Genomic DNA, 22,807 nt, shown 5'->3' on the forward strand with positions numbered 1-22,807 from the left:
TCAATCTGCCTGTGAGTGCTGCAGCATGATGTGGCTGATGTTCATGTTCTTGTTGCTGTAGGGCCCGTGGCAGCTGAAACAGTTGGCGCCGCCCTGCGTGAAGGTCTCGAGGGTCGAATTCGACAGTTTCGTGGACCCGATCGGCGTGACGGGCGTGTTCGGCGTCAGCGTGCCATCGCCCCAGACGGCACCGGTCAGTCGGTAGTTGCTCCAGACCGCATCCCCCGCGAGGGTGCCCGACAGGACGCTCTGGTTCAGCGACTGGATGTTGGCTGCGTTCTCGGCGCCGTCGGGCGCGGACATGTCCGTCCCCCAGGCGAATTGGCGGAACACATCGACGACAGGCTGCAACGTCTGGGCGCTTTGGTCGGCGAATTTCAGGTTGGTGGCGCTGTCGATGAGGTTGCTGTCCTTGGCGGGGGTGCCGGCCGCGTAGAACGTCCAGTCCTGATCGCTGACCCCATCGTCGGATGTGGGGTCCATGCCCTGCGGCAGGTCGGGCGCGTTGGATTTGTGCTCGAACGTGGCCCAGATGAATTCGGGATGGTTCTGGACGACGCCGACCACGTGGACGCCCACGAGTGCGACGGTCGCGGGGATCATCCTGGTGGGGTCGGGCACGACCTTGCCGGTGGAATCGGTGGTCAGCTCGACGATCTGGGCGTCGACGGTGAAGAAATCGCTGACGTCTTCGCCGTCTTCCACGACCATCCAGGAGTATTTGAATTCAGCCGCGCCGACGTCGAAATTCTTGTCGGCCGGTGCCCCGAGATAGGTCGCGACATCGTAGTATTTGTTGGTTCGGATGAAGTCGTAATAGACCGGATCGACGCTCAGCGAATAATAGACCGCGCGCCCGCTTTCGGGATCGTTTGAACTGCGCCGGACAAGCACCCCGAGCGAGCCTGCCTGATTGATCCCGTCGACGCCCTTGACCGTGGCGGCAGGGGCCGTCGGGTGCGCGGGCTTGATCGACCGGGGCGAAAGCACCAGCGACTTGTCGAGCGACAGGGCGCTGAAGGCCTGATTCTCCGGCGCGGGATCGAAAAGCTCTTCCAGCGTCGCGAAGTTCTCGAAGCGCAGGTCGCCGTCGGCGTCGGGCTGGGTCATCCAGAGGAAGGTGTTCCACGACCAGACGTGAAAATCGCAATTGGTTTGCGGAATGGCGGTGTTGTCGGGTGCGGGCACCGCGTCGTGCGATGTCCAGCTGCCGGGCGCTTCGCAGGCCGCCTGCGCGGTCCCGGGGAAAACACCCATTCCGACGAGCGCCACGATCCCGGCCGTTGCCCCGGCCAAACTTCCTGAAAAAGTCATCTTGGTATCCCTCTTGGAACTGGTGGTTTCGGTCGAAAGTCCTGCGCTATGATCCCGCGTCTCTTGCTTCGATGACGCCGCGGCACCAGGCCTGCAGCAACTGCCGTCGGCTTTCGGACATGTCGCGGGTGATCGGCATGAAGCCGGTGCTGCCCCAGACGGATGGATCGGTCCGCTTCAGAATGCTGTCGGCGTTGTCGGCAACGGTCTTTTCGTCGCCCAGCGAGAAGATTGCGTGCATGGCCGGGAACAGCAGATCGTAGGTCCGCAGCGTCTTTTCGTAGACATACTGGAAGGTGACATCCGGCTTGGTGATGGTTCCGGTCCTGCCTTCGGTCAGACAGGCGCCGAAATCCTCGTTGGGCAGCACCCTGACGCTGATCCCGGTGCGGTTGGTCAACGTGGTGAAGGGCGGTGCAATATAACCTGCGTAATCATCCGGGGGCGGCGATGCGGTCGGACCCGTCGCCTGCGGGGTGCCGAAGGTCAGCAGGTAAGTGCCCGGCTTGAAGAAATCCTCTGCACCATGCGGGGTCAATGACAGCGCAGTGCCCGGCTTGACCCCCTCGAAGAGCACCGTCCGACGACCCGAAAAGCCCAGCGGCGTCGTCCGGTATCCCCAGATCGTGATGGGCGGGCTATCGGCAGCGGAAAGCCTTTTGCCGCGATGGTAGACTTCGAATCTGGCGTCTTCCCTGGGCATGCCCTGATTGACAAAAAGGCCGGATTGATCGCCCTGTTCGGCGTAGATCGCTTGCTGGTTGGTCACGAAATAATAGTCGACCTCGCCAAGAACCGTTCCGTGATCCGCGCTTGTCAGGCTGAACGTGGCGTTCGGATCGGCGAGCAGCTTTTGCGCCGCGAGGTTTCCGGATATATCAAAATCAAACACCCAGCCGCGCGCGTTGCCTTTCTCGGTGTCCTGATAGGGGACCGGGCCGATTTCCACGCTCTCAGTGCTGTTGCGAAGGGACAGCGTGACATCGCCGAATCCGAACTTGGGGTTCTTCCTGACGGGATCATGCCATTCAGGGTTGTCGATCTCGGGCAGGGAGGGGAACGTGCCGGTCATCTGCTCGGGAAAGCTGCCGAGAAAATCGACGCTGATGCGCCCTTCCGCCTCGCAAAGAACGGCCGGTGCCAGCGCAAGCTTGCCGCCGGTGTTGTTCTTCAGGCCGTTGGGGATGGGGATATTGGGTGTATCATTGGCCAGCAGTCGCCCCACCGGGCCGGTACGGATGGTCTCATCTGCGAACAAGGGCGCGAGGGTGCCCGTCATGATGAAATCGGCAGGGTTGGTCGATTTCGTGGCGTAGCGCTTGAGGATCTCCCGCGGATCGTTCAGGGAATTATGCTTCGCGTAGACGTAATAGCGAAGGACCATGCCGATAAGGTTCGGATCCTCGAATCCCGGCAGCCTGATCGTGCCGCCGGTGATCGCATGGTACATGTAGCCGCCGGCCCCGGCATCGCCCTGCATGTTCAGGTTGCGGGCAAAATTGATCCACTGGCAGGCGGCTTTCCCGGGGTTCCCCGAGATCTCGATCTCTCCGGACTTCAGCGAAATACGGTTGAGGAAGAACTGCGTGCCGGGCGGAGATCCTTCGGAGTTGATGTCGGTGATGTTGCCGCTCAGGTGGATTTTCTGGCCGACCAGCTGGCTATATTCCGGGTCGGTCGTGGCGAGCGCGCCGGCACCGGTTTGTACCCCCATGATCTGCACGGTCGCGCTGGAACTCATGTTGCCGTAGTAGTTCCACTCGGCCGGGATGATGCTTTGTTCGGGGCCGTCGCCACGGGTCGGCTGAAAGGCGTGCTCTTGCTGGATCCACTCAACGAATTCCGTATTTTCCAGACCACTGGTAATTGGCTGGACTGTGGCTGAGTCAATCAGGGCCAGATTCTTTCCGGTCCTCGGATCACGCCAATCGCCCGAGTAATCGTCGTTGTTGGCTGTGCCCGGATTCAGGGTCAGAATACCGCTGAAGTTGATCCGTGGATAATCAAATATGCTCAAGACCATTCTCCAAACGAGAGGTCGATTGAAAACTGATCAGAACAAGATAAAAACTATCGCGAAATCGCGCCCGGTGCGGCCGCTTCCGGGCCGTCAATTCAGGATGTCGGTCACTTGACTTAACCTAGGTTAACTCGATCTGGCTTCAAAAATCAATGTGGTTTATTCACCAGAACCTGTGAATCTCGAGACCTGCGCCCTCCGCCTTCCCGGACATCACCTCGAGTTCCGCCTTGACGAGCGCCACGGCCGGCTCGCCGCCGGTGGCGGTGATCTCGCCGGAACTGACAATACCGACAAGGGCTTGCCGCGGTATCTCGATGCGATCGAGTCCGACCAGTCTGCCCTTGCCGACGCGGAAGATCTGCTGCCGGTCTGCATGCGGGACCTTCCCGTAAAGCACGCGATGCAAGGAACGCTGGGTGGTACGGCGCGTTTCGGCGGCGTCACCACGGTTCGTCTGATGCGCCTCTGAGCACGGATCGGTTCGACCGGGTCGAAGTGGCGTTTTTATCCTCCGATTTGCAGAAATCCCGAATGCTATTGAACTTGTCGCCTTGCGATTCGCAGATCAGCCACAAGACAATGCGGTCCGGATCGAGCGAACGATGCAGTCATCGACCTGGTCTTCATCAAACGCTGGACTTCCCTTGGCATCGCGCGCCCACGCGCCGCTGGTGTCAAGTCGCTGCTGCCCGGGCGGAACGAGGACGATGGTTCATAACCGTGCAGGGCCAGCCTTCTGCACATTCCTGTCCTGAGGGTGACGGCAGGCGCGCGTGAGCCATTCACCCAGCGCGTTCGCCAGATCTCGCCCATCCTCACCCTTCATCAACAACGTCCCTCCTGTGGACTTGGTCGGCGGGCCATTGTGTGGTTAGCGTGACCGAAGCCCGCCTTTCTGCTTCCCGGTCCCGCGTCGCGACCGGCCATAATACCAAGGGAGCCGCCGCATGGACACGCCATTCCAGGCCGATCAACCGCAGGACGCGCTGCCGTGCCCCCTGGACGAGACGCAGCGGCGCCTGCCGCTGAGCTTCGAGGTCTTCCCACCGAAGGACGCGGACGGACTCGCAGCCCTTCAGCAGACCGCGGACCGGCTTGCCCCCATGGCCGGGCATGGCTTTTCTGTCACGATGGCACAGGGCGGCGCCACGCGGGACCGTACGGTCGAGACCGCGGCCCAGATCGCCGAGCGCACCGGCCGCCCGGTGATGGCGCATCTGGTCTCTCTGGGTCTCACGCGCGACGCGGCCATGCAGACGGCGGATGAGCTTTGGCTGCGCGGCATCCGCCACATCCTTGCCCTGCGCGGCGACCGCCCCGACGGGGCTGGCCGCGTCCCGCCGGGCTTCGCCCACGCCTCCGAGCTGGTGGCCGCCCTGCGCGCGCGGCACGATTTCGAGATCGCGGTCGCCGCGCATCCCGAGACGCACCCCGAGGCCGAAAGCGCAGAGGCGGATATCGACCACCTCCGGGGCAAGCTCGATGCCGGGGCCGGGGCGGCCTATTGCCAGTTCGTCCTCGACCCGGCGGCCTATGGCCGCTTCATCGAGGCCTGCGCGCGGCGCGGGATCGACGCGCCCCTCATACCCGGCCTCATGCCGATGGAGCGCTGGCCCAGGCTCAGGCGCTTCGCCAGGGCAAACGGGACCGCCGTGCCGGACTGGCTCGACCGGCTGTTCGCCAAGGCCGAGGCCACGCCCGAGCTGGAGCCCTATCTCGCCGCAGCGATGACGGTCGAACACGCCCGCCGCCTTGTCGCCTATGGTGCCCCGGCGCTCCACGTCTACACGATGAACCGCTGGCCTCTGCCGATGGCGCTGGCCGCCTTCGTGGGCGAGACGTGAGGGACCAAGCGGTGCGGCGTCGCGCTTGCGCCCCGGTCCGCACCCGGGCGCGATAAGGGCAACTGTTGCCGGCGGTGGAAATCGATCACGTTTCCACCTTGAGGCAGCCCGGCTTGAAAGCGCCACAGCGGGGCGGTCCGGGTCATGCGTCGGCCATCGCCTCGGCCGTCTGCTTTGCCAGGCTGATCCCGGCCTGGTTCATGGTCAGATGGGTGTAATCCACGCCGGCCTCGCGGATCTGCTGCTCGTGCGACTCGTGCATGGCATGGGCCACGATCGGCCCGGCGAATCCGCGTTTCCGCAGCGAGCGGGCGGCGATCAGCTTGGCCTGGTTATCGTCCATGGCAAGGATCGCGGCCTTGATCTGGCCAAGGTTGCAGCTGCGCCAGAAGTTGCTGTCCTCGGCATCCGCGAACATCACATTGCGCCCGGATGCCTGGTGCGCCTTGGCCTTGTAGGTGTCGGCATCCAGACCCAGCGGTTTCAGCCCCTGCTCCTCGAGAAACCCGTAGGCGGCGCTGCCTGTGCGCCCCATCCCGAAGATCAGCACATCCGCATCACCCATGTCCTTGGGCTGTTCGTCCGGGTGGATGGTATCACGCTCGTAGGCGCGCAACCTGCCCTCGAAGCGCTGGGACAGCGAATGCGCATAGCGGTTGAGCGGGGCCGAGATCAGAAAGGAGATGGACACCGCAATGGCCAGCGGCACAAGGTATTCCGGCAACACTCCCGCTGCCACGATCAGCCCGAATTCGGAATAGGCTGTCAGGCTGAGCGCGCTGAGAAACGCGCTGCGCGCGCGCAGCTTGAACGCCACCAGAAGCGCAAAGAACAGCGCGCCCTTGAGCGTCAGCGCGATGCCCACGGCCAGCGCAAAGATCATCGCCCCCCAGTCTGGCAGGCCCGTCAGCCCGATCTGCAGGAAGAAACCGACGAGGAATATTTCCTTGAGCGACCAGAGCGATGCGCCCAGTTCCTTGGCGCGGGTATGGGTGGACAAAAGCACCCCCATCACCAATGCGCCGATTTCCGACGACAGCCCCATCGCCTCGAACCCCATGCCGCCAATGACCAGCGACAGCATCATGCCCATGAGCACCAGAAGTTCATCATGCCCCGCGAAATCCAGCAACCGATGCAGAACCGGGCGCAACAATGGCAGGCCAAGGACCAGAAGCGCCCAGATGTTCGGCGTCTGGCCAGACCAGACCGCCAGCACCACCAGCGCGATGATGTCCTGCACAATCAGGATGCCGATCGCGGTGCGGCCATGAAATGCGCCCAGTTCGCGCCTGGTTTCCAGCAGTTTCGCGGCCAGCACGGTCGAGGAAAAGGACAGCGCGATGGCCAGAAGCAGCGCGGTGTTCCAGTCCAGCCCCATGAACAGCTTGAGCGCCGGCATGAAGACCACGACCGAAATGGCAAAGTGCAAAAGCGCCCCGCCGATGACCTGTGGCTGGGCGATCTGGGCAAGCTTCAGCTTGAGGCCAACCGTGAACAGCAACATCAGAACACCAAGATGCGCAACATGTTGCAGCGTTTCGCCCGTATAATCGGGCAGACCCAGCACGGGTCCAAGGATGTTGATGGCGAAGCCCGCAGCCAGAAAGCCGACCAGGGGGGGCAGACCGATCTGCCGCACCGTCAGGCCAAAAATGAAGGCGAAACTTATGGTGATGACTTCAAACAAGACCGTTCACTCTCCGCTGCGAATATGCCCGAAACCTTACGCGGCTCACCCTCTCAGGCCAAAACGTTTTCCTGCACTGCGCCAGCCGACACAACGCGTGGCAGGATTCTCGACCCGCATCGGTCGTCGTTGCCGGCCTTGCTGGACCTGCCCCTGCGATCCGATATCAGGAACGATGACATCGAATCGCCTTACGGCCCGCGCAAGCTGGTTTTCGGCTCCACCAGCGGCGATTCTGGCGACGGATCCGTGATCGGCGTGACCCGGTGTCCATGCAACCTGCGACCGGTCGCGCCTACGGTCCGGTCTCCAGGGGATAGGGCAGGGGGGACGCGAAACTCTTGACAATTTTACGCGTCCGGTACAACTAGCGCCTCCATGGGGCCGTAGCTCAGTTGGTAGAGCGCATCGTTCGCAATGATGAGGTCAGGGGTTCGATTCCCCTCGGCTCCACCAATCAATAAGCTTGAATGAACTGTTGCCGAGCTGGGTTTGCGCTAAGGGCTGCGCAGCTTCTCGGACATCGATCGTTGCGGCAGTATCCACGAGGTCGCCCGCATGGCGCATGTCGGGCGCAGGCTGTTGGAAATTCGTCGGTTCCGGGATTCTGCGCTCGCGGAGCAGGCCATCCCAGGCATGGCGCAGATCGACTTCGGCCGAACACGCCGGGTCTCGCACCCTTGACCACGGTCACCACCGGGTTCGCCGCGAATGCCGGTCTGCGGCTCCGGCGCGGGCCGCTGGTCATGGTCAACCCCTCGCTCGCAGCACGATGCTGCTCGATCGATGGGAAACCGATCGACTGGACCCGGCTCATCCGCGGCCAGGAGCGCGGGTGGCCGCGGCGGGCCGGGCGAGTCCGGCTGCGGATCAGTTGCGGCGCAGCGAGGGCAGGCCCATGCTGCCGAAATCCACCAGGGACGACGGGATGACGCGCGTATATTTCGTGCCCTCGATCGCGGCGCCGGCCATCAGCCCGGCCTGCCCGAAGATCATCGCCACCACCGGATACTGTGCGGTGATGGTGTCCGCGCCGAGGGACATTCCGCCGGCCGGGATCGCGTAATAGGCGTCGGCGCCCGCGACCCAACCGGGCGCTGCGCGGAACGCGGCCAGGGCCTGATCGGTCTGGAAGATCAGCACATGGGCGTATTGCTGCGCGCCGGCCTGAAATCCCACGCTGGCCTGCGCGGCGGAATAATAATCGACGGTCGCGCCGCCGATCCTGAGCGCACCCTGTCCATACGCGCCACCGAAGCCCAGGGCCGCCTCGGTCATCAGGGGCATGTAAAGCACCCCCTTGGCGTTCTGGACGAGTGGCGCGGCGGTCGGGTAGTTTTGCAGCAGGTATTGATGGGTCTGGTCAACCCGCGCATCGAGTTGCGCGGCGGCACTGCCGCCGACCGCGTTCGTGCATCCCGCCAGGGCCAGCACGGCCCCAGCCGTGGCCAGGACCCCGCGTCGTGTCATCGTTCTGGAACTGCTCATGTCCTTGCCTCGCCCTCGCTTGCCGGACGCTGACGGTCCGTTCCGCGACACGATAAGCGAGCCGGGCCAATCATGCCAGCATTTCGGCGGCGTCTGGCGCGAAATAGCTCAGAACGCCGTCGCATCCGGCGCGCCGAAAGGCCAGCAGGCTTTCCAGCATCGCATCGCGCGACAGCCAGCCATTGCGGATCGCCCCCTCGAGCATCGCGTATTCGCCGCTGACCTGGTAAGCGAAGGTAGGCGCGCCGAACTGGTCCTTCACTGCCTTGCAGATGTCCAGGTAGGGCATTCCGGGCTTGACCATGACCATGTCCGCGCCCTCGGCCAGGTCGCGGGCCACGCAGCGCAGAGCCTCGCCCCGGTTGGCGGGATTGACCTGATAGGTATTCTTGTCCCCGACCAGCCGTCCCGACGCGCCCACCGCATCGCGAAACGGACCATAGAAGGCGCTGGCGAATTTCGCCGCATAGGACAGGATCGCCACATGCTTGTGGCCCGCAGCCTCCAGCGCGCCACGCAGAGCGCCGATCCGGCCATCCATCATGTCACTGGGACCCAGGATGTCGGCGCCCGCCTCGGCCTGGAGCAGCGCCATCCTGACCAGGGCCTCGATGGTTTCGTCGTTCAGGATCTCGCCATCCAGAACGATGCCGTCATGGCCGTTGGCGTTATAGGGGTCCAGCGCGATGTCGGTCATCACCGCCAGCTCGGGCACCGCGTCCTTGACGGCGCGGATTGCCCGGTTGCCGATATTGTCCGGGTCCCACGCACGTTCGCAGCCTTCGGTCTTCAGGGCCTGATCGGAATGCGGAAAGATGCAGATCGCCGGGATGCCCAGCCGTGCGGCCCGTTCAGCCGCGCGCCTGGCGCCGTCAAGCGTCAACCGCTCGACCCCCGGCATCGATGCGATCTCGCCCTCGGCGCCGGCCACCTCGGTGACGAAGATCGGCCAGATCAGGTTCGCGGGTGTCAGGTTCACCTCGCTGACCATCGCCCGCAGATTGGCGGTGCGGCGCAACCGCCGCAGGCGCGTGGCGGGGAAGGGAGCGATGATCGGGGTGACCATGGTCGTATCCTTTCGGGGCGTCGATGGGGCAGCCATGTGCTTTCCCTTGGCACGCTGTCGTTCTAAGGTCGCGCGCGAGCAAGGACAAGGAACCAGCGCGTGCCGCAATTCGACGGATTCATCAGCTTCCTGGACAGCCGTTCGTTCGGGACGATCTGGTTCTGGCTGGTGCTGATCGGCATGTGGTCGGCAACCGGCCGCACCGTTCTGGGGGTCCCGGCCGAGGTTTTGACGCGTGCCCGCCGCGCACAGGACGCGGGACAGACCGACGGCGCTGCGGTGGTCACCTTGCTGGATTGGCTGTCCCTGCTGTTGCCGCGCTGGCGGCTTGGTCCGCACGAGGGCGCGGCATTTCTGGCGGTGGCCGCGTTCCTTCTGACCTCGCTTGCAATCTTCGGGTTCGGATACGGGCTGGAGATGGCGCAGGCGCTGACATTCCTGCTGGCGCCCTTCCTGCTGCTGCTGTGGCTGCGCTTGCGCCTTGCGCGGCGTCTTGCCCCGCTTCTGGAGGCGGGGCAGACAGGCCAGCGGACGATCACGGATATCGCGGCCGAGGCGGTGCGGCACATGGTGCGACACAAGCGCCTGGTGACGGTGCTGTCCGTCACGGCGTTCGCCACGACCGCGTTGTGGGGCACGATCTGGGCGCTGGCCCATCCGAACGGCCTGTAAGCCTTGACACCGACGCACCGCCCGTTACCTGACGCGAGATGTCCGATCAGCTGATCCTTTCCGGCGCCCCCGAGGGCTATGACGCGGCGCTGATCGCGCGCGAGGCGGCACGGCCGGAAAACCGTGGCGCCCCCGTCCTGCACATTGCCCGTGACGACCGGCGCATGGCCGCCACGCGCGAGGCCCTGGGATTCGTCGCGCCGCATCTGGCGGTGCTGGACTTCCCCGCATGGGACACGACGCCCTATGACCGGGTGTCGCCCGCGCCCGAGGTGCAGGCCGCGCGAATGGCCACTCTGGCGGGGCTGGCGCAGGGCGCGGTGAAGGGGCCTTTCGTCCTGCTGACGACGCTGAACGCCGTGCTGCAGCGTGTACCCGCGCGCGAACTTGTCGCCGGCGCCAGCTTCGCCGCGCGGGTGGGCGACCGCATCGACGAGGCCGGGCTGCGCGATTTCCTGATCCGGATGGGGTTCGTGCAGTCTCCGACGGTGACCGAGCCGGGCGACTATGCCATTCGCGGCGGGATCATCGACATCTTTCCGCCGGGCGAATCCGGCCCGGTCCGGCTTGACCTGTTTGGCGATGTCCTGGATGGTGCCCGCCGTTTCGACCCGGTCACCCAGCGCACCACCGAGAAACTGTCGCGGGTCGAGATCGCACCGATGTCCGAGGTGATCCTCGACGAGCCCGCGATCACCCGGTTTCGCCAGAATTATCGCGCCGAGTATGGCGGCGGGACCAGCGACCCGCTGTATGAGGGCGTCAGTGCCGGGCGCAAGATGGCAGGCACCGAACACTGGCTTCCCTGGTTTCACGACCGGATGGAAAGCCTTTTCGATTACCTGCCCGGCGCCTCTGTGGTGCTGGATGACCATATAGGCCAGGTGATCGACGCGCGGCGCGAGATGATCCACGAACAATACCAGGCTCGCCGCGCCGCGATGGCCGCGAAGGGGCGGGCGGATACCGTCTACAAGCCCGTCCCGCCCGACCTGATGTTCCCGACCGAAGGCGAATGGCAAGCCTGGCTGGCCGGACGCCGCGTTCTGCGGCTTTCGGTGCTGGCTCGGCCTCCGGGTCCCGGCGTGCTGGATGCGGGCGGCCGCGCGGGCCGGAATTTCGCGCCTGAGCGGCAGTCGGAATCCGCGAACCTGTTCAGTGCCCTGGCGCAGCATGTAAAGGCTTTGTCAAAAGAGCATCGCGTGGTCATCGCCAGCTTCTCGGATGGCGCGCGCGAGCGGCTGGCAGGCCTGCTGGCGGATGAGGGGCTGACCGGCGCCGCGCCGATCGGCGATCTGCGTGACCTGCCCGAACGCATGGGAGCCATCGGGCTGGCGGTCTGGCCGCTGGACGAAGGCTTCGTGGCGCAGGGGCAGGCGCTTGGCGCCATCGCCGTGATCTCGGAACAGGACGTTCTGGGCGACAGGCTGATCCGGGGGGCAAGAAAGCGCCGCAAGGCCGAGAATTTCCTGCGCGACACGACCAGCCTGACCCCCGGCGATCTGGTGGTGCATGTCGAACATGGCATCGGTCGCTATACCGGGCTTGAAACGATCACGGCGGCAGGCGTCCCGCATGATTGCGTCGCGCTGGAATATGCCGGCGGCGACCGGCTGTTCCTGCCGGTCGAGAATATCGAACTGCTCAGCCGCTATGGTCACGAGGAGGGCCTGCTGGACCGTCTGGGCGGCGGCGCATGGCAGGCGCGCAAGGCCAGGCTGAAGGAACGCATCCGGCTGATCGCGGACAAGCTGATGCGGGTGGCCGCCGAACGCCTGCTGCGCCCGGCCCCCGTCCTCGAGCCCGAGGACCACGACTGGCAGGCCTTCGCCGCGCGCTTCCCCTATAGCGAGACCGACGATCAGGCCGCCGCGATCGAGGACGTGCTGGAAGACCTGGCCGCCGGCCGCCCGATGGATCGGCTGGTGGTCGGCGATGTCGGCTTCGGAAAGACCGAGGTCGCCATGCGCGCGGCCTTCGTCGCCGCCTCGCAGGGGATGCAGGTCGCCGTGGTCGCGCCGACCACGTTGCTGGCGCGCCAGCATTTCAGGACCTTTGCCGAGCGGTTTCGCGGCAGCGCCATTTCGGTCCGTCCATTGTCGCGTTTCGTGGGCGCAAAGGATGCCGCCAGAACCCGCGAGGGACTTGCCGATGGCAGCGTCGATATCGTGATCGGCACGCATGCGGTGCTGGCCAAGGGCGTGCGGTTCCGAAATCTGGGCCTGCTGATCATCGACGAGGAGCAACATTTCGGCGTTGCCCACAAGGAACGGCTGAAAGAACTGCGCAGCGACATCCACGTGTTGACTCTGACAGCCACGCCGATCCCGCGCACGCTGCAATTGTCGCTGACCGGGGTGCGCGACCTGTCGGTGATCGGCACGCCTCCGGTGGACCGTCTGGCGATCCGCACCTATGTCAGCGAGTTCGACAGCGTCACCATCCGCGAGGCCTTGCTGCGTGAGAAATATCGCGGCGGGCGAAGCTTCTTCGTGGTCCCGCGCCTGGCGGACCTGCCCGATGTCGAACACTGGCTGTCCGAGAACGTGCCGGAAATCAGCTATCTCGTCGCCCATGGCCAGTTGGCGGCGGGCGATCTGGACCAGCGCATGAACGGGTTCTACGACGGCAGTCACGACGTGCTGCTGGCCACGACCATCGTCGAATCCGGCCTCGACATCCCGACCGCCAACACCATGATCATCTGGCGCGCCGACATGTTCGGACTGTCGCAGCTGTATCAGATCCGCGGCCGGGTGGGGCGGTCCAAGACGCGCGCCTACTGCTATCTGACCACAAGACCGCGCCAGCCGATGACCCCGCAGGCGATGCGGCGACTGAAATTCCTGGGCTCGATCGACGGCCTGGGCGCGGGCTTCAACCTGGCGTCGCAGGACCTCGATCTGCGCGGCGCAGGCAACCTGCTGGGCGAAGAACAATCGGGCCACATCAAGGAGGTGGGTTTCGAACTGTATCAGCAGATGCTTGAGGAAACGATCGCCAAGCTCAAATCCGGCGAGATCGAGGGCACGCCCGAGGACGAATGGGCGCCCACGCTGAACCTGGGCGTGCCGGTGACCATCCCCGAGAGCTTCATCCCGGACCTGGATGTGCGGCTGGGATTGTACCGCCGGCTGGCCGAACTGACCACGAAGGTCGAGCTGGAAGGTTTCGCCGCAGAGTTGATCGACCGTTTCGGGCCATTGCCGCGCGAGGTGAACACGCTGCTTCTTGTCATGCGCATCAAGGCGATGGCCAAGCGCGCCAATATCGCCCGGCTGGACGCGGGCCCCAAGGGCGCGACCGTGCAGTTCCATCACGACAAGTTCCCCAATCCGGCCGGACTGGTCGAGTTCCTGACCGATCAGCAGGGCCAGGCCAAGGTCGAGGGCAACAAGATCATCCTGCGCCGCGACTGGGGCTCGGATGGCGATCGCATCAAGGGCGCGTTCGCGATCGCCCGCGACCTGGCCGCGAAGGCCAAGGTGACCCGGTGACCGCGCAGATTCGCTTTGACCATGGGCCCTTGCCGGGCGGAACGCTGTTCTCGGCGCCGCAGACGGTGATACGGGCCGACACGCCCGCAGGCGTCGCGCCGGCGCTGGCGGCGATCCAGGCCGCGCGGCTGCGGGGCTGCTGGCTGGCGGGTTATCTGTCCTACGAGCTGGGCTATGCGCTGACCACCAGGCTGGCGCCGCTGATGCCCGGAAGCCGGGATGTTCCGCTGATCCTGATGGGTGTTTTCGACCAGCCGCGCCCGGCGCCGGCCCTGCCCCAGCCGGTCGGCGTGTCGATCTCGGCTCCGCGTGCCGACTGGTCGCGGGATCGCTACGACCGGGCGGTCGCGGCGGTGCATCGCTATATCGAGGCGGGCGACAGCTACCAGATCAATCTGACCTTCCCGATGCAGGCCGATGTCTCTGGCGATCCGCTGGCCATCTATGCCGCGCTGGCGGCGCGCCAGCCCGTGGGCGAGGGCGCCTTTGTCGATCTGGGCGGGCCGGTGGTTCTGTCGCGCAGTCCCGAGCTGTTCTTCGCGGTCGACGATGCCGGCCGGATCGAGACCCGCCCGATGAAGGGCACCGCGCGGCGCGGCGCGACGCAGGACGAGGACGTGGCCGCCGCCGCGGCTCTGTCGATATCCGAGAAGGACCGGGCGGAAAATCTGATGATCGTCGACCTGCTGCGCAACGACATCAGCCGGGTTTGCGTTCCGGGCAGCGTGCATGTGCCGAAGCTGTTCCAGATCGAGCCCTATGCGACCGTCCACCAGATGACCTCGACGGTCGCCGGACAACTGCGCGAGGGCGCGGGCCTCGATGAAATCCTGATGGCCCTGTTCCCCTGCGGATCGATCACGGGCGCCCCCAAGATCCGCGCGATGGAAATCATCGCGGAACTGGAACAGCAGCCGCGCGGGATCTATTGCGGGGCGATCGGATGGGCCAGCCCCGACGGACCCATGCGGTTCAATGTGGCGATCCGGACGCCGGTCATGGCGGAACCGGGCAAGCTTCGCCTCAACGTGGGTGGCGGCATCACCCATGACAGCGGCGCCGGCGCCGAATGGGAGGAAGCGTTGTGCAAATCGGCATTTCTGGAACTGTCCCCGACGGGCTGACCGTCATCGAGACGATGCGTTCAGGACGCGACGGCCGCATCGGCCTGTGGCCCCTGCACCTGGCACGCCTGCGGCGAGATTGCGGCGTGGTCGGCTTTCCCCTCGACGAGGATGCGGTTGCCGACAGGCTGGGCACGCTGCCGATCGGTCGGGCGCTGCGGGTGCGGCTGACGGTCGAGGGCAGCGGACGGGTCGGCCTTGCCTGCGAGCCGCTGCCGCCCGCCCCGCCGTTCTGGACGGTCGCGCTGTCCCCGGTCCGCCTCGAAAGCTCTGATCCGTGGCTGCGCATCAAGACCTCGTGGCGACCGCAATATGATGCCGCACGGCGCCTGATGCCCGAGGGCACCGACGAGGCGATCCTGATGAATGAGAGTGACGAGATCTGCGAAGGCACGATCACCACGCTGTTCCTGCGCAGGGGGCCGTCCCTGTTGACGCCTCCGCTATCCTGCGGCTTGCTGCCCGGCATCCTGCGCCAGTCGCTGCTTGACGCGGGCGAGGCCCGGGAAGCGCCGCTGGTCGCCGCCGACCTGTCACGCGGAGAGCTGTTTTGCGGCAACGCATTGCGCGGCCTGATCCCGGCGCGTCTGGTCCGGTCCTAGCGTCGCCCTCAGCTTCGCGATGCCGAGAAGCAGATCGAAACGCTTCTGGATCGCATCGTTGAGGCCGACAACGCCAGTGTCATCAAGGCCTATGAGGAAGGGGCGCGCACCGTGGGAAATCGAGTAAGCACAGCCGACGCGCTGGCGGACATGCTAAGGCTTCGCGCCGATCTCTATGCGGTGATTTCGCGGCTCTGGCCCATCCTGCGCGACGCGGACCCGCGCCTGCCAACTGGTCGGCGTCCTCGAAGCCATCGAACTTCTGGACAATGAGGGTATCGGCGGCAACGCGGTAACGTCGCTGATCGCGGTGGCGCTGCACCTTGCCTGTGAACTCAACGTGGCACTGGATAGCGTCAATCTGCCGTAGGACTGATCGCTTCGCCCATTTTCTCGGAATGTTACCCCGAGCGTTACCCGATGGCTTGGCCCCGCTTAAACGGCGGGGCTAACTTCATACTAAGTTGCTGATTTTATTGGTGGAGCCAAGGGGAGTCGAACCCCTGACCTCTTGAATGCCATTCAAAGATCTATCCCCAAAATGGCCTAACATATCAAAACACCTGAACTTGCTTATCATACTTGAAAAAATGTAAAATATGACTCATGTTAGGGGGAGTTGGTAACGCGGGGGAACACGGCCTATAAGCAACTCTGTTCCCCAGACTGTTCCCCCAAAGGGCAAAATGACATGAAGCTGAAAGCCGCGACCGTAGACAGCATCAAGCCGACCGACAGGCGGCAAGAGATACCCGATAGCCTCTGCACCGGGCTTTACCTCACGGTGCAGCCGACCGGAAAGAAGGGCTGGCAAGTGCGCTATCGGCACAGCGGCGTGCATCGTCGTATGACCTTGGGCGGGTATCCTATCCTTTCGCTTGCCGATGCACGGCAGCGGGCGCGTGATGCGCTGGCGCTGGCGGCAGAGGGGCGCGACCCTGCCGAAGAAGTGAAGGCGGCGAAGGCACCCAAGCCCAAGGACGACCGCGACAAGGTGGCAACCGTCATCGACCTGTTTTTGAAGCGCCACGCCAGCCGCAACCGTCGCGCCGACGATGTGGCCGCGATGTTCCGGCGCGAGGTTCTGGGTAAATGGGGCGATCGGGAAATTCATTCGATCACGAAACGCGACCTGATCGACGTGCTGGACGCCATCGTTGACCGGGGCAGCCCCGTGACCGCGAACCGGCTGCGGGCGCATCTGAACACTTTTTTCAATTGGGCTAAGGGCCGCGACATTATCGGCGTGAACCCGCTGGACGGCATCAAGCCCCCGGCACCTGAAAAGCCGCGGGACCGAGTGCTGAACGATGCCGAAATTCGCCTGTTCTGGATCACCTCCGAGCACCTCGGTTATCCCTTCGCACCGCTGTATCGCCTGTTGCTCCTGACTGGCGCGCGGCTGCGTGAGGTGGCGGAAATTGAGTGGCGCGAGGTCAACGGCGATGTATGGACCTTGCCGGCCGCGCGAAGCAAGAACGGCGATGAACACACCATCCCGCTGTCGCCCGAGGCGCGCGCGATCTTCGACAACCTGCCACGCATCGGGCGATATGCGTTCACGACAACCGGGCTGACGCCAGTTTCCGGCTTTACCCGAGCGAAGGAACGGCTGGACCGGGTGATGGCCGAAGCGGCGGAACCCGAGACGGTCCCGCCTTTCACGATCCACGATTTGCGCAGAACGGCGGCGACCGGAATGGCAGGGCTACGCTTTCCGCCTCATGTGGTCGAGGCGGTGCTGAATCATCGCAGCGGGACCCGGCGTGGCGTGGCAGGCGTGTATAACCGCTATTCCTATGCCGACGAAAAGCGGGCCGCGCTGAACGCATGGGCCAGCTATGTGACGCAGCTTGTTGAGGGCAAGCCGGATAATGTCGTTCGGATCGGGGGGCGATGATGGTCCAGACCCGAGGGCGCAAGACCCTTGCACTTAGGCACGCCGGTGGATGGCTGCGTGAGATAGAGACGTCAGCTATCGTCAAGGCGCTGCAATCACACAAATTGCCGCACGAGGAAGAAGTCGTGACCAGAATTTCCGACCTCTTAAGGGAGCGGCTTGTGACGGTCGATTTGACCCCGGCGGTTCTGCGTGGATCTGAAAAAGAGATCGAGCGCATCGAAAAGGCAGCCAAGGAAATGCTTGCTGCCATTCGTGGCTATCGAGACTTTGGAGATCTGTCGCTTTCAATAGATGGCGACATGGCCCAGACAACAGGTGAGCATGAAGGAAGCATTCGTTTATTCGGATGGTTGTTGCGTCTCTCGAAGGCGCGTGAGCGTTATTTCAGGGAATATAATCCGTCAGGTAGCTATCATTCTGCAATAAAGAAAATTCGAGGGATAATCAGCGATGCGGGCGGCAATGTCGCAGTCCACAAGACATCGCAGTTTGTCTTGTTCCTCTCTGAACTGGAGCGCATGCGGCCCGCCATGATCTTTCCGCCAGAGACGGTCGAAACCGGCCGCGCCCGATACGTCGAAAATGCCCTGAGGTCTGATAGCTCGAATTAGCGGCGCTAGGGCGGTAATTTAGCGATTCCCCGAATAAGCGGCGTAAGGGGCTGAAATTTGGGAAATTCACACGGCGGCGTTCGTGTGAGTATTAAGCATCACGTTCTAACAAAAGGCGTGATGCTATGGAAAACAAACTAATATCCGCAAACGCGGTGCGCGATCTATGCGCTGGCATTTCTGACATGACCCTGTGGCGCTGGCTGCATGATCCAGAGATGGATTTTCCGAAGCCGATTTACATCGGCAAGCGGCGTTACTGGCGCGAGGCCGAGATGGCCGAGTGGCTTCAAGCGCGGGCTGCTGAGGCGATCTGATGGGCCGCGACAAGCGCAACGGAGCGCGGGCCGAGCACTTCGCAGCCATGATCCGCAACACTATGTCCACCCCTGCCTGGCGCGCTCTGTCACCGAGTGCGCAGGCGCTCTATCCTTGGCTAAAGCTGGAGTGGCGCGGGCCGAAGGCGAATAACAACGGCAGGATCGTTCTGAGTGTCCGACAAGCGGCGGGGCTTATGGGCTGCGGCATCAACACGGCGGCGCGGGCGTTCCATGATCTGCAAGCCAAGGGGTTTCTGGTGGTGAAGCGTCACGCGCAACTGGGCGTCAAGGGGCAGGCAACTGCCCCAGAGTTCGAGCTAACCGAGATTGCCATGCCGGGCGAAGGCACACGGCCAAGGAAACTGTTTGCCGACTGGAAAGAGGGCGGCGATTATCCGGTGCAAAAGGCGGCGATTCATAACCCGCGCGGCACCAACCGAAAGCAAAACCCTGTCATCGAATTGGCGACGGCACGTCACCGAAATAGTGACGGGTAACAAATAGGCGTCACCAAATCAGTGACAGGGCGTCACCAAATCAGTGACGAGATGACCCCGCTGGACATGCCTACCGTCACCAAATCAGTGACATCCTTAATATACCATATACCCAGCCGGATTGGACGAGGTCAGAGGCGACCGCAGGTGCTACGGCAACGCTGTCCCATCAAGAACGGATCGTCCGTTGAACTGTAGCAAAGTTTGCCCAAATTGCCTCGCTGACCGTTTCCGACGCGACGCTGTGAGGCAGTGTTAGTTATTGATATAGTTACATAATATATTGTCTTCGGATATTCTGGCGTTGCAGAATTTGAGCGAACCGACGCGATGATCACGACCCGAACCCCGATTAGCTCCGCCACGCCCTATGATCTCGGGGCGGTCAAGGAACGTGCCCGCATCAGCTTTGACGACGACGATCTGCAACTATCCGTCATTGGCAATACAGCGGCGGCAGAAATCGAGGCGCATTGCGAACTGGCGCTGCTGGCCCAGGTTGTCACCGTCACGCTGCGGGCGTGGTGCAGCCGCATCCCGATGCCAGTTGGCCCGTTCTGGCCCGAGGGGCTGGCCGATCATCCGATCACCGTCGAACTGATCGACGAGGCAGGCAACGCAACCCCGCACCCGGCTGGCTGGTGGATCGAGGGCGGGCGCTATCCTGTGCTGAACCTCACTGGCAATGGCAACGGCGCTGCAATCCGCGTCCGCTATCCTGCTGGATATGGCACCGACCGCGCTAGCATCCCGGCTGATCTGGCACTGGCTGTCACTGACCATGCGGCGATGATGTATGACGCACGCGGCCTGACCGATGCAGCACAAGGGCTGTCCATTGCAGCGGCCCGCATCGCGGCGCGTCATCGGCGGCTCGCAATATGACAGCGGCGGCGGGCAAGCCACGCGGCAGGCCACGCAAGGACGGGTTGCCAGCGGGATCGCCCGAGGCGAAGGCGGCAGACCGGCGCGTGCGGATCAGGGGCGCGGTTGGTCCCAATGCCCGGCTTTCTGATGCAGACAGGGACCGGCGTCGGAGTGTTGCGTTCGCGCTTTCGGAAAAATCGGGGGCCGAACCTGCCGATCTGGCGATTGCGTTTCTCGAAGCCCTGAAAATTCCCGAGGGAAAAATGGCCGGGCAGCCGGTCAAGCTGGCCGAGTTTCAGCGGCGTTTCGTGCGCGGCGCTTTGGCCGGGGGCGTGATGGTGGCCTGCCTGTCGATTGGCCGGGGCAATGCGAAAACGGCGCTATCGGCGGGGCTGGCCCTGGGCGCGCTGATGGGCATCTGGGACGATCAGCCGAAACGCGAAATCATCTTTGCGGCCCGGAACCGCGACCAGGCGCGCACGGCATTTCAGTTTCTGATCGGTTTCATTGAAGGGCTGCCCGAGGCCGACCAGGAACTGTTCACCGTTCGGCGCGGCTCCAAGCTGGAAGTCGAATATGCGTCGAATGGCGGCGGGCTGGCCCGTGTCATTGCAGCGGACGGCAAATCCATCCTCGGCGGTGCACCGACGCTGGCGCTGATGGACGAGCGGGCGGCGTGGGAACGCGAAAAGGGCGACAACCTCGAAAACGCCATCCTGTCGGGCCTTGGCAAGCGCGAAGGCCGGGCGCTGATCATCAGCACCAGCGCGCCCGACGACGCGAACACGTTTTCCCGCTGGCTGGATGAACCCCCGCCCGGCACTTATGTGCAGGAACACCGGCCAGCGTTCGGGCTGCCCGCCGATGATCTGGAAAGTCTTCTGGCAGCCAACCCCGGCGCAACCGAGGGCATCGGCTCAAGCCCGGAATGGCTCATTGCGCAGGCGCGACGGGCGATTGCGCGGGGCGGATCGGCCCTGTCCAGCTTTCGCAACCTGAACCGCAACGAGCGGGTTTCGACCGAGGATCGTTCTGTGCTGGTCACGGTTGACGAATGGCTTGCCGCCGAGGTTGACCCCGACCAGTTGCCGCCCCGCGAGGGGCCTTGCGTCCTGGGCGTGGATCTGGGCGGCAGCCGGTCCATGTCTGCGGCGGCGATGTATTGGCCCGACACGGGCCGTCTTGAGGCTCTGGGCACGTTTCCCGGCAATCCCTCACTGGCCGACCGTGGCGCCGCTGATGGCGTGTCCGGGCGCTATGTCGAAATGGCCGAACGCGGCGAAATGACCGTGATGGGCGAGGCGACCGTGCCGCCCGGCCCCTGGCTGGCCGAGATCGTGCGGCAGCTGGACGGCGTGGAAATCGCCTGCATCTGCGGCGACCGTTTTCGTCATGCCGAGTTTGTCGAGGCGATGGAAAAAGCCGGTCTGGCCCGCGTTCCGTTCATCTGGCGCGGCTTCGGCTGGAAGGACGGATCAGAGGACATTGAACGCTTTCGCCGCGCGCTGTTCGACGGCGAGGTGAAAGTGGCCCCGTCGCTGTTGCTGCGGTCTGCCTTTTCCGATGCCATCGTTCTGCTGGACCCGGCCAACAATGTGAAGCTGGCGAAGGCGCGCAGCCTCGGGCGGATCGACGCGGCGGCGGCATCCGTGCTGGCCGTGGCGCAGGGCGCGCGGATGAAGGCAGCACCCACGCGGAAAGCGAGGGCGGCATGGGCGTGAGGCGCGAACATCGCCGCTATTCCCGGCCCGTGCTGAAAACGAAACGCTGGCAGGTGCTGCGCCAGATCGTCTTGGAGCGCGACGGATGGGCCTGCGTCGCTTGCGGGCAGACCCGTGGGCGGCTGGAAATCGACCATGTGCAACCCGTGCGGACCCGGCCGGATCTGGCCTTTGACCTGGCCAATTGTGCGACCCGCTGCCCGTCCTGCCACACGAAAAAAACCAGGATCGAGTGCGGGCATCCCGCGCCGATCATCACCCCTGAGCGGCAAGCCTGGGGGCAAGCTGTTGCCGATCTGGCGACGAACCCCAACCCGGCAACATGAGGTATCAAATGCTGGATTCTGTCAAAATCACGCGGCGGCAATCTGAAATCCGCCAAGCCCTGTCCGAACTCGTGGGCAAGGAAACCCTGACGACCGACGAAACCCGTTCGATAGAAACCCTCGATGCGGAATATCGGCAGAATGAAATCCGCTATCGCGCGGCCCTGACTGCCGAGGACAGCGAACGCCGCGAGGCCGGTGCTGATCTTGAAACGCGCACCGACCGTCAATTCGCTGATCTGGTTGCGGGCTTCGAGTTGCGCCAGATCGTCCTGGCGCTGGACGAGGGCCGGGCGCTGACCGGCCAGACCGCCGAAGTTGTGGCCGAGATGCGCAACGCGGGCGGCTATCGCGGCGTGCCCGTTCCGCTGGCCGCGCTGGAACTGCGCAATACCGTCTCTGCTGACGTGCCCAACCCGACGCAAACCCGCCCGATCATTGACCGGCTTTTTCCGGCATCAGTTGCGGCCCGCATCGGCGTCCAGACGATCAACATCGCGCAGGGGAGCGTTGAATGGCCCGTGGCGACCTCTGGCGCGATTGCCGGATGGGCGGCGACGGAAGGCGGCAACGTGACCGGCCCGAACCCGTTCCAGACCGCCGAGCGGATGCTGGCCCCCGATCACACGTTGGGCGTTCATATGCGCATCAGCCGCAAGGCGCTGAAGCAGACCGGCGACGGGCTGGAACAGGCGATCCGGCGCGACATGAACAGCGCAATCGGGGCCGAACTCGACCGGGCCGTGCTGATGGGCACGGGCACGGCGGGCCAGCCTCTCGGCCTCGTGCCCGGCGCGGCAACCTACGGCATCGCCTCGACCGCTATCGCAGCGGCAGCATCCTGGGCCGCGTTCCGGGCCGAGATTGTCGCGTTCATGCAGGCGAACCAGATCACCGGCGCATCGGGCGTCAACGTCGCGTTTGACCCGGAAATCTGGGCCGATCTGGACGGCGCTTTGATCACCGGAACGGCTGTTTCCGAATGGGACCGCCTGACCCGTCACGTTCCGGCGGGCAAGATCGCCACGGCAAACCATCTGGACGCGGGCACGGCGATCCTGACCACCTCGGCGGGCGGGTTGCCCCCGGCGTTCCTGGGGCTGTGGGGCGGGCTTGACCTGATCCGCGATCCCTACACCGACGCACAGAACGGCGGGCTGCGGCTCACGGGCCTGCTGACGGCTGACGTGACCGTGGCACGCGGATCGCAGATCCGCATCCTGACCGGCATCGGGGCTTAAG

Annotated in this window: 19 protein-coding genes and 1 tRNA gene; 15 read left to right on the plus strand and 5 right to left on the minus strand. The window is 64.2% G+C overall.

Annotation, left to right across the window (positions count from 1 at the left end; genetic code table 11):
• Together L1965_RS09930 and L1965_RS09935 are read right to left on the minus strand one after the other, a co-directional pair.
• Positions 1-1,314, minus strand: a complete 1,314-nt coding sequence (locus L1965_RS09930; protein ID WP_235756272.1) for a hypothetical protein — start codon at positions 1,312-1,314, stop codon at positions 1-3.
• Positions 1,315-1,360: 46 nt separating this feature from the next.
• Entirely contained in the window at positions 1,361-3,331 is a 1,971-nt protein-coding gene (locus tag L1965_RS09935) for a hypothetical protein (RefSeq protein WP_235756273.1), read from the minus strand.
• Between the two features lie 178 nt (positions 3,332-3,509).
• On the opposite strand from L1965_RS09935, the gene L1965_RS09940 reads away from it, so the two are divergent.
• Together L1965_RS09940 and L1965_RS09945 are read left to right on the plus strand one after the other, a co-directional pair.
• Positions 3,510-3,806 (plus strand): hypothetical protein, encoded by a 297-nt coding sequence (locus tag L1965_RS09940; protein WP_235756274.1) that lies wholly within the window; start codon positions 3,510-3,512, stop codon positions 3,804-3,806.
• A 478-nt stretch (positions 3,807-4,284) separates the two neighbouring features.
• Positions 4,285-5,181: a methylenetetrahydrofolate reductase gene (locus tag L1965_RS09945; RefSeq protein WP_235756275.1), complete on the plus strand. Its 897-nt coding sequence runs from the start codon at positions 4,285-4,287 to the stop codon at positions 5,179-5,181.
• Between the two features lie 142 nt (positions 5,182-5,323).
• On the opposite strand, the gene L1965_RS09950 is transcribed toward L1965_RS09945, so the two are convergent.
• The gene (locus L1965_RS09950; RefSeq protein ID WP_235756276.1) at positions 5,324-6,871 is read right to left on the minus strand and encodes a cation:proton antiporter domain-containing protein; all 1,548 of its coding nucleotides are present in this window, start codon (positions 6,869-6,871) and stop codon (positions 5,324-5,326) included.
• 380 nt (positions 6,872-7,251) lie between these two features.
• On the opposite strand from L1965_RS09950, the gene L1965_RS09955 reads away from it, so the two are divergent.
• Positions 7,252-7,327: transfer RNA gene (locus L1965_RS09955), tRNA-Ala, on the plus strand.
• A gap of 414 nt (positions 7,328-7,741) precedes the next feature.
• On the opposite strand, the gene L1965_RS09960 is transcribed toward L1965_RS09955, so the two are convergent.
• Together L1965_RS09960 and hemB are read right to left on the minus strand one after the other, a co-directional pair.
• A complete protein-coding gene (locus tag L1965_RS09960; RefSeq protein WP_235756277.1) occupies positions 7,742-8,359 on the minus strand; it encodes a lipid-binding SYLF domain-containing protein in 618 nt (205 codons plus the stop codon).
• 70 nt (positions 8,360-8,429) lie between these two features.
• On the minus strand, positions 8,430-9,461 hold the full coding sequence (gene hemB / locus L1965_RS09965; RefSeq protein ID WP_235756278.1) for a porphobilinogen synthase: 1,032 nt from the start codon (positions 9,459-9,461) through the stop codon (positions 8,430-8,432).
• Positions 9,462-9,524: 63 nt separating this feature from the next.
• Here hemB and L1965_RS09970 point away from each other — a divergent pair, with 63 nt between their 5' ends.
• The 12 genes from L1965_RS09970 to L1965_RS10025 all read left to right on the plus strand — a co-directional run bounded on the left by L1965_RS09970 (position 9,525) and on the right by L1965_RS10025 (position 22,806).
• On the plus strand, positions 9,525-10,097 hold the full coding sequence (locus L1965_RS09970) for a hypothetical protein (protein WP_235756279.1): 573 nt from the start codon (positions 9,525-9,527) through the stop codon (positions 10,095-10,097).
• A 38-nt stretch (positions 10,098-10,135) separates the two neighbouring features.
• Complete coding sequence (mfd, locus tag L1965_RS09975; protein WP_235756280.1) at positions 10,136-13,594, plus strand: transcription-repair coupling factor; 3,459 nt, start codon at positions 10,136-10,138, stop codon at positions 13,592-13,594.
• Entirely contained in the window at positions 13,591-14,718 is a 1,128-nt protein-coding gene (locus L1965_RS09980; RefSeq protein WP_235756281.1) for an aminodeoxychorismate synthase component I, read from the plus strand. Before mfd ends, L1965_RS09980 begins: the two co-directional genes overlap by 4 nt.
• Positions 14,679-15,320: an aminotransferase class IV gene (locus L1965_RS09985; RefSeq protein ID WP_235756282.1), complete on the plus strand. Its 642-nt coding sequence runs from the start codon at positions 14,679-14,681 to the stop codon at positions 15,318-15,320. Before L1965_RS09980 ends, L1965_RS09985 begins: the two co-directional genes overlap by 40 nt.
• A 619-nt stretch (positions 15,321-15,939) precedes the next feature.
• Entirely contained in the window at positions 15,940-17,220 is a 1,281-nt protein-coding gene (locus L1965_RS09990; RefSeq protein WP_235756283.1) for a tyrosine-type recombinase/integrase, read from the plus strand.
• A complete protein-coding gene (locus tag L1965_RS09995) occupies positions 17,217-17,834 on the plus strand; it encodes a hypothetical protein (RefSeq protein WP_235756284.1) in 618 nt (205 codons plus the stop codon). Before L1965_RS09990 ends, L1965_RS09995 begins: the two co-directional genes overlap by 4 nt.
• Positions 17,835-17,959: 125 nt before the next feature.
• The gene (locus tag L1965_RS10000; RefSeq protein WP_235756285.1) at positions 17,960-18,151 is read left to right on the plus strand and encodes a helix-turn-helix transcriptional regulator; all 192 of its coding nucleotides are present in this window, start codon (positions 17,960-17,962) and stop codon (positions 18,149-18,151) included.
• On the plus strand, positions 18,151-18,651 hold the full coding sequence (locus tag L1965_RS10005) for a helix-turn-helix domain-containing protein (RefSeq protein ID WP_235756286.1): 501 nt from the start codon (positions 18,151-18,153) through the stop codon (positions 18,649-18,651). The genes L1965_RS10000 and L1965_RS10005 overlap by 1 nt, the downstream gene beginning before the upstream one ends.
• Positions 18,652-18,981: 330 nt before the next feature.
• On the plus strand, positions 18,982-19,536 hold the full coding sequence (locus L1965_RS10010) for a head-tail connector protein (protein ID WP_235756287.1): 555 nt from the start codon (positions 18,982-18,984) through the stop codon (positions 19,534-19,536).
• A 245-nt stretch (positions 19,537-19,781) separates the two neighbouring features.
• The gene (locus L1965_RS10015; RefSeq protein ID WP_439332079.1) at positions 19,782-21,239 is read left to right on the plus strand and encodes a terminase TerL endonuclease subunit; all 1,458 of its coding nucleotides are present in this window, start codon (positions 19,782-19,784) and stop codon (positions 21,237-21,239) included.
• A 53-nt stretch (positions 21,240-21,292) separates the two neighbouring features.
• Positions 21,293-21,565 (plus strand): HNH endonuclease, encoded by a 273-nt coding sequence (locus tag L1965_RS10020; RefSeq protein WP_235756289.1) that lies wholly within the window; start codon positions 21,293-21,295, stop codon positions 21,563-21,565.
• An 8-nt stretch (positions 21,566-21,573) separates the two neighbouring features.
• Positions 21,574-22,806, plus strand: coding sequence for a phage major capsid protein (locus L1965_RS10025; protein ID WP_235756290.1), 1,233 nt, complete (start codon positions 21,574-21,576; stop codon positions 22,804-22,806).
• Position 22,807: the final 1 nt, after the last annotated feature.

The sequence above is a fragment of the Paracoccus salsus genome (assembly GCF_021556615.1).
Lineage (GTDB): Bacteria > Pseudomonadota > Alphaproteobacteria > Rhodobacterales > Rhodobacteraceae > Paracoccus > Paracoccus salsus.

Excerpts from the sequence above, each read along its gene's own strand:
- L1965_RS09930 (WP_235756272.1), bottom strand. The coding sequence starts at position 1,314 with ATGACTTTTTCAGGAAGTTTGGCCGGGGCAACGGCCGGGATCGTGGCG.
- L1965_RS09945 (WP_235756275.1), top strand. The coding sequence starts at position 4,285 with ATGGACACGCCATTCCAGGCCGATCAACCGCAGGACGCGCTGCCGTGC.
- L1965_RS09960 (WP_235756277.1), bottom strand. The coding sequence starts at position 8,359 with ATGAGCAGTTCCAGAACGATGACACGACGCGGGGTCCTGGCCACGGCT.
- hemB (WP_235756278.1), bottom strand. The coding sequence starts at position 9,461 with ATGGCTGCCCCATCGACGCCCCGAAAGGATACGACCATGGTCACCCCG.
- mfd (WP_235756280.1), top strand. The coding sequence starts at position 10,136 with ATGTCCGATCAGCTGATCCTTTCCGGCGCCCCCGAGGGCTATGACGCG.
- L1965_RS09995 (WP_235756284.1), top strand. The coding sequence starts at position 17,217 with ATGATGGTCCAGACCCGAGGGCGCAAGACCCTTGCACTTAGGCACGCC.
- L1965_RS10000 (WP_235756285.1), top strand. The coding sequence starts at position 17,960 with ATGGAAAACAAACTAATATCCGCAAACGCGGTGCGCGATCTATGCGCT.
- L1965_RS10005 (WP_235756286.1), top strand. The coding sequence starts at position 18,151 with ATGGGCCGCGACAAGCGCAACGGAGCGCGGGCCGAGCACTTCGCAGCC.
- L1965_RS10010 (WP_235756287.1), top strand. The coding sequence starts at position 18,982 with ATGATCACGACCCGAACCCCGATTAGCTCCGCCACGCCCTATGATCTC.
- L1965_RS10015 (WP_439332079.1), top strand. The coding sequence starts at position 19,782 with ATGGCCGGGCAGCCGGTCAAGCTGGCCGAGTTTCAGCGGCGTTTCGTG.
- L1965_RS10025 (WP_235756290.1), top strand. The coding sequence starts at position 21,574 with ATGCTGGATTCTGTCAAAATCACGCGGCGGCAATCTGAAATCCGCCAA.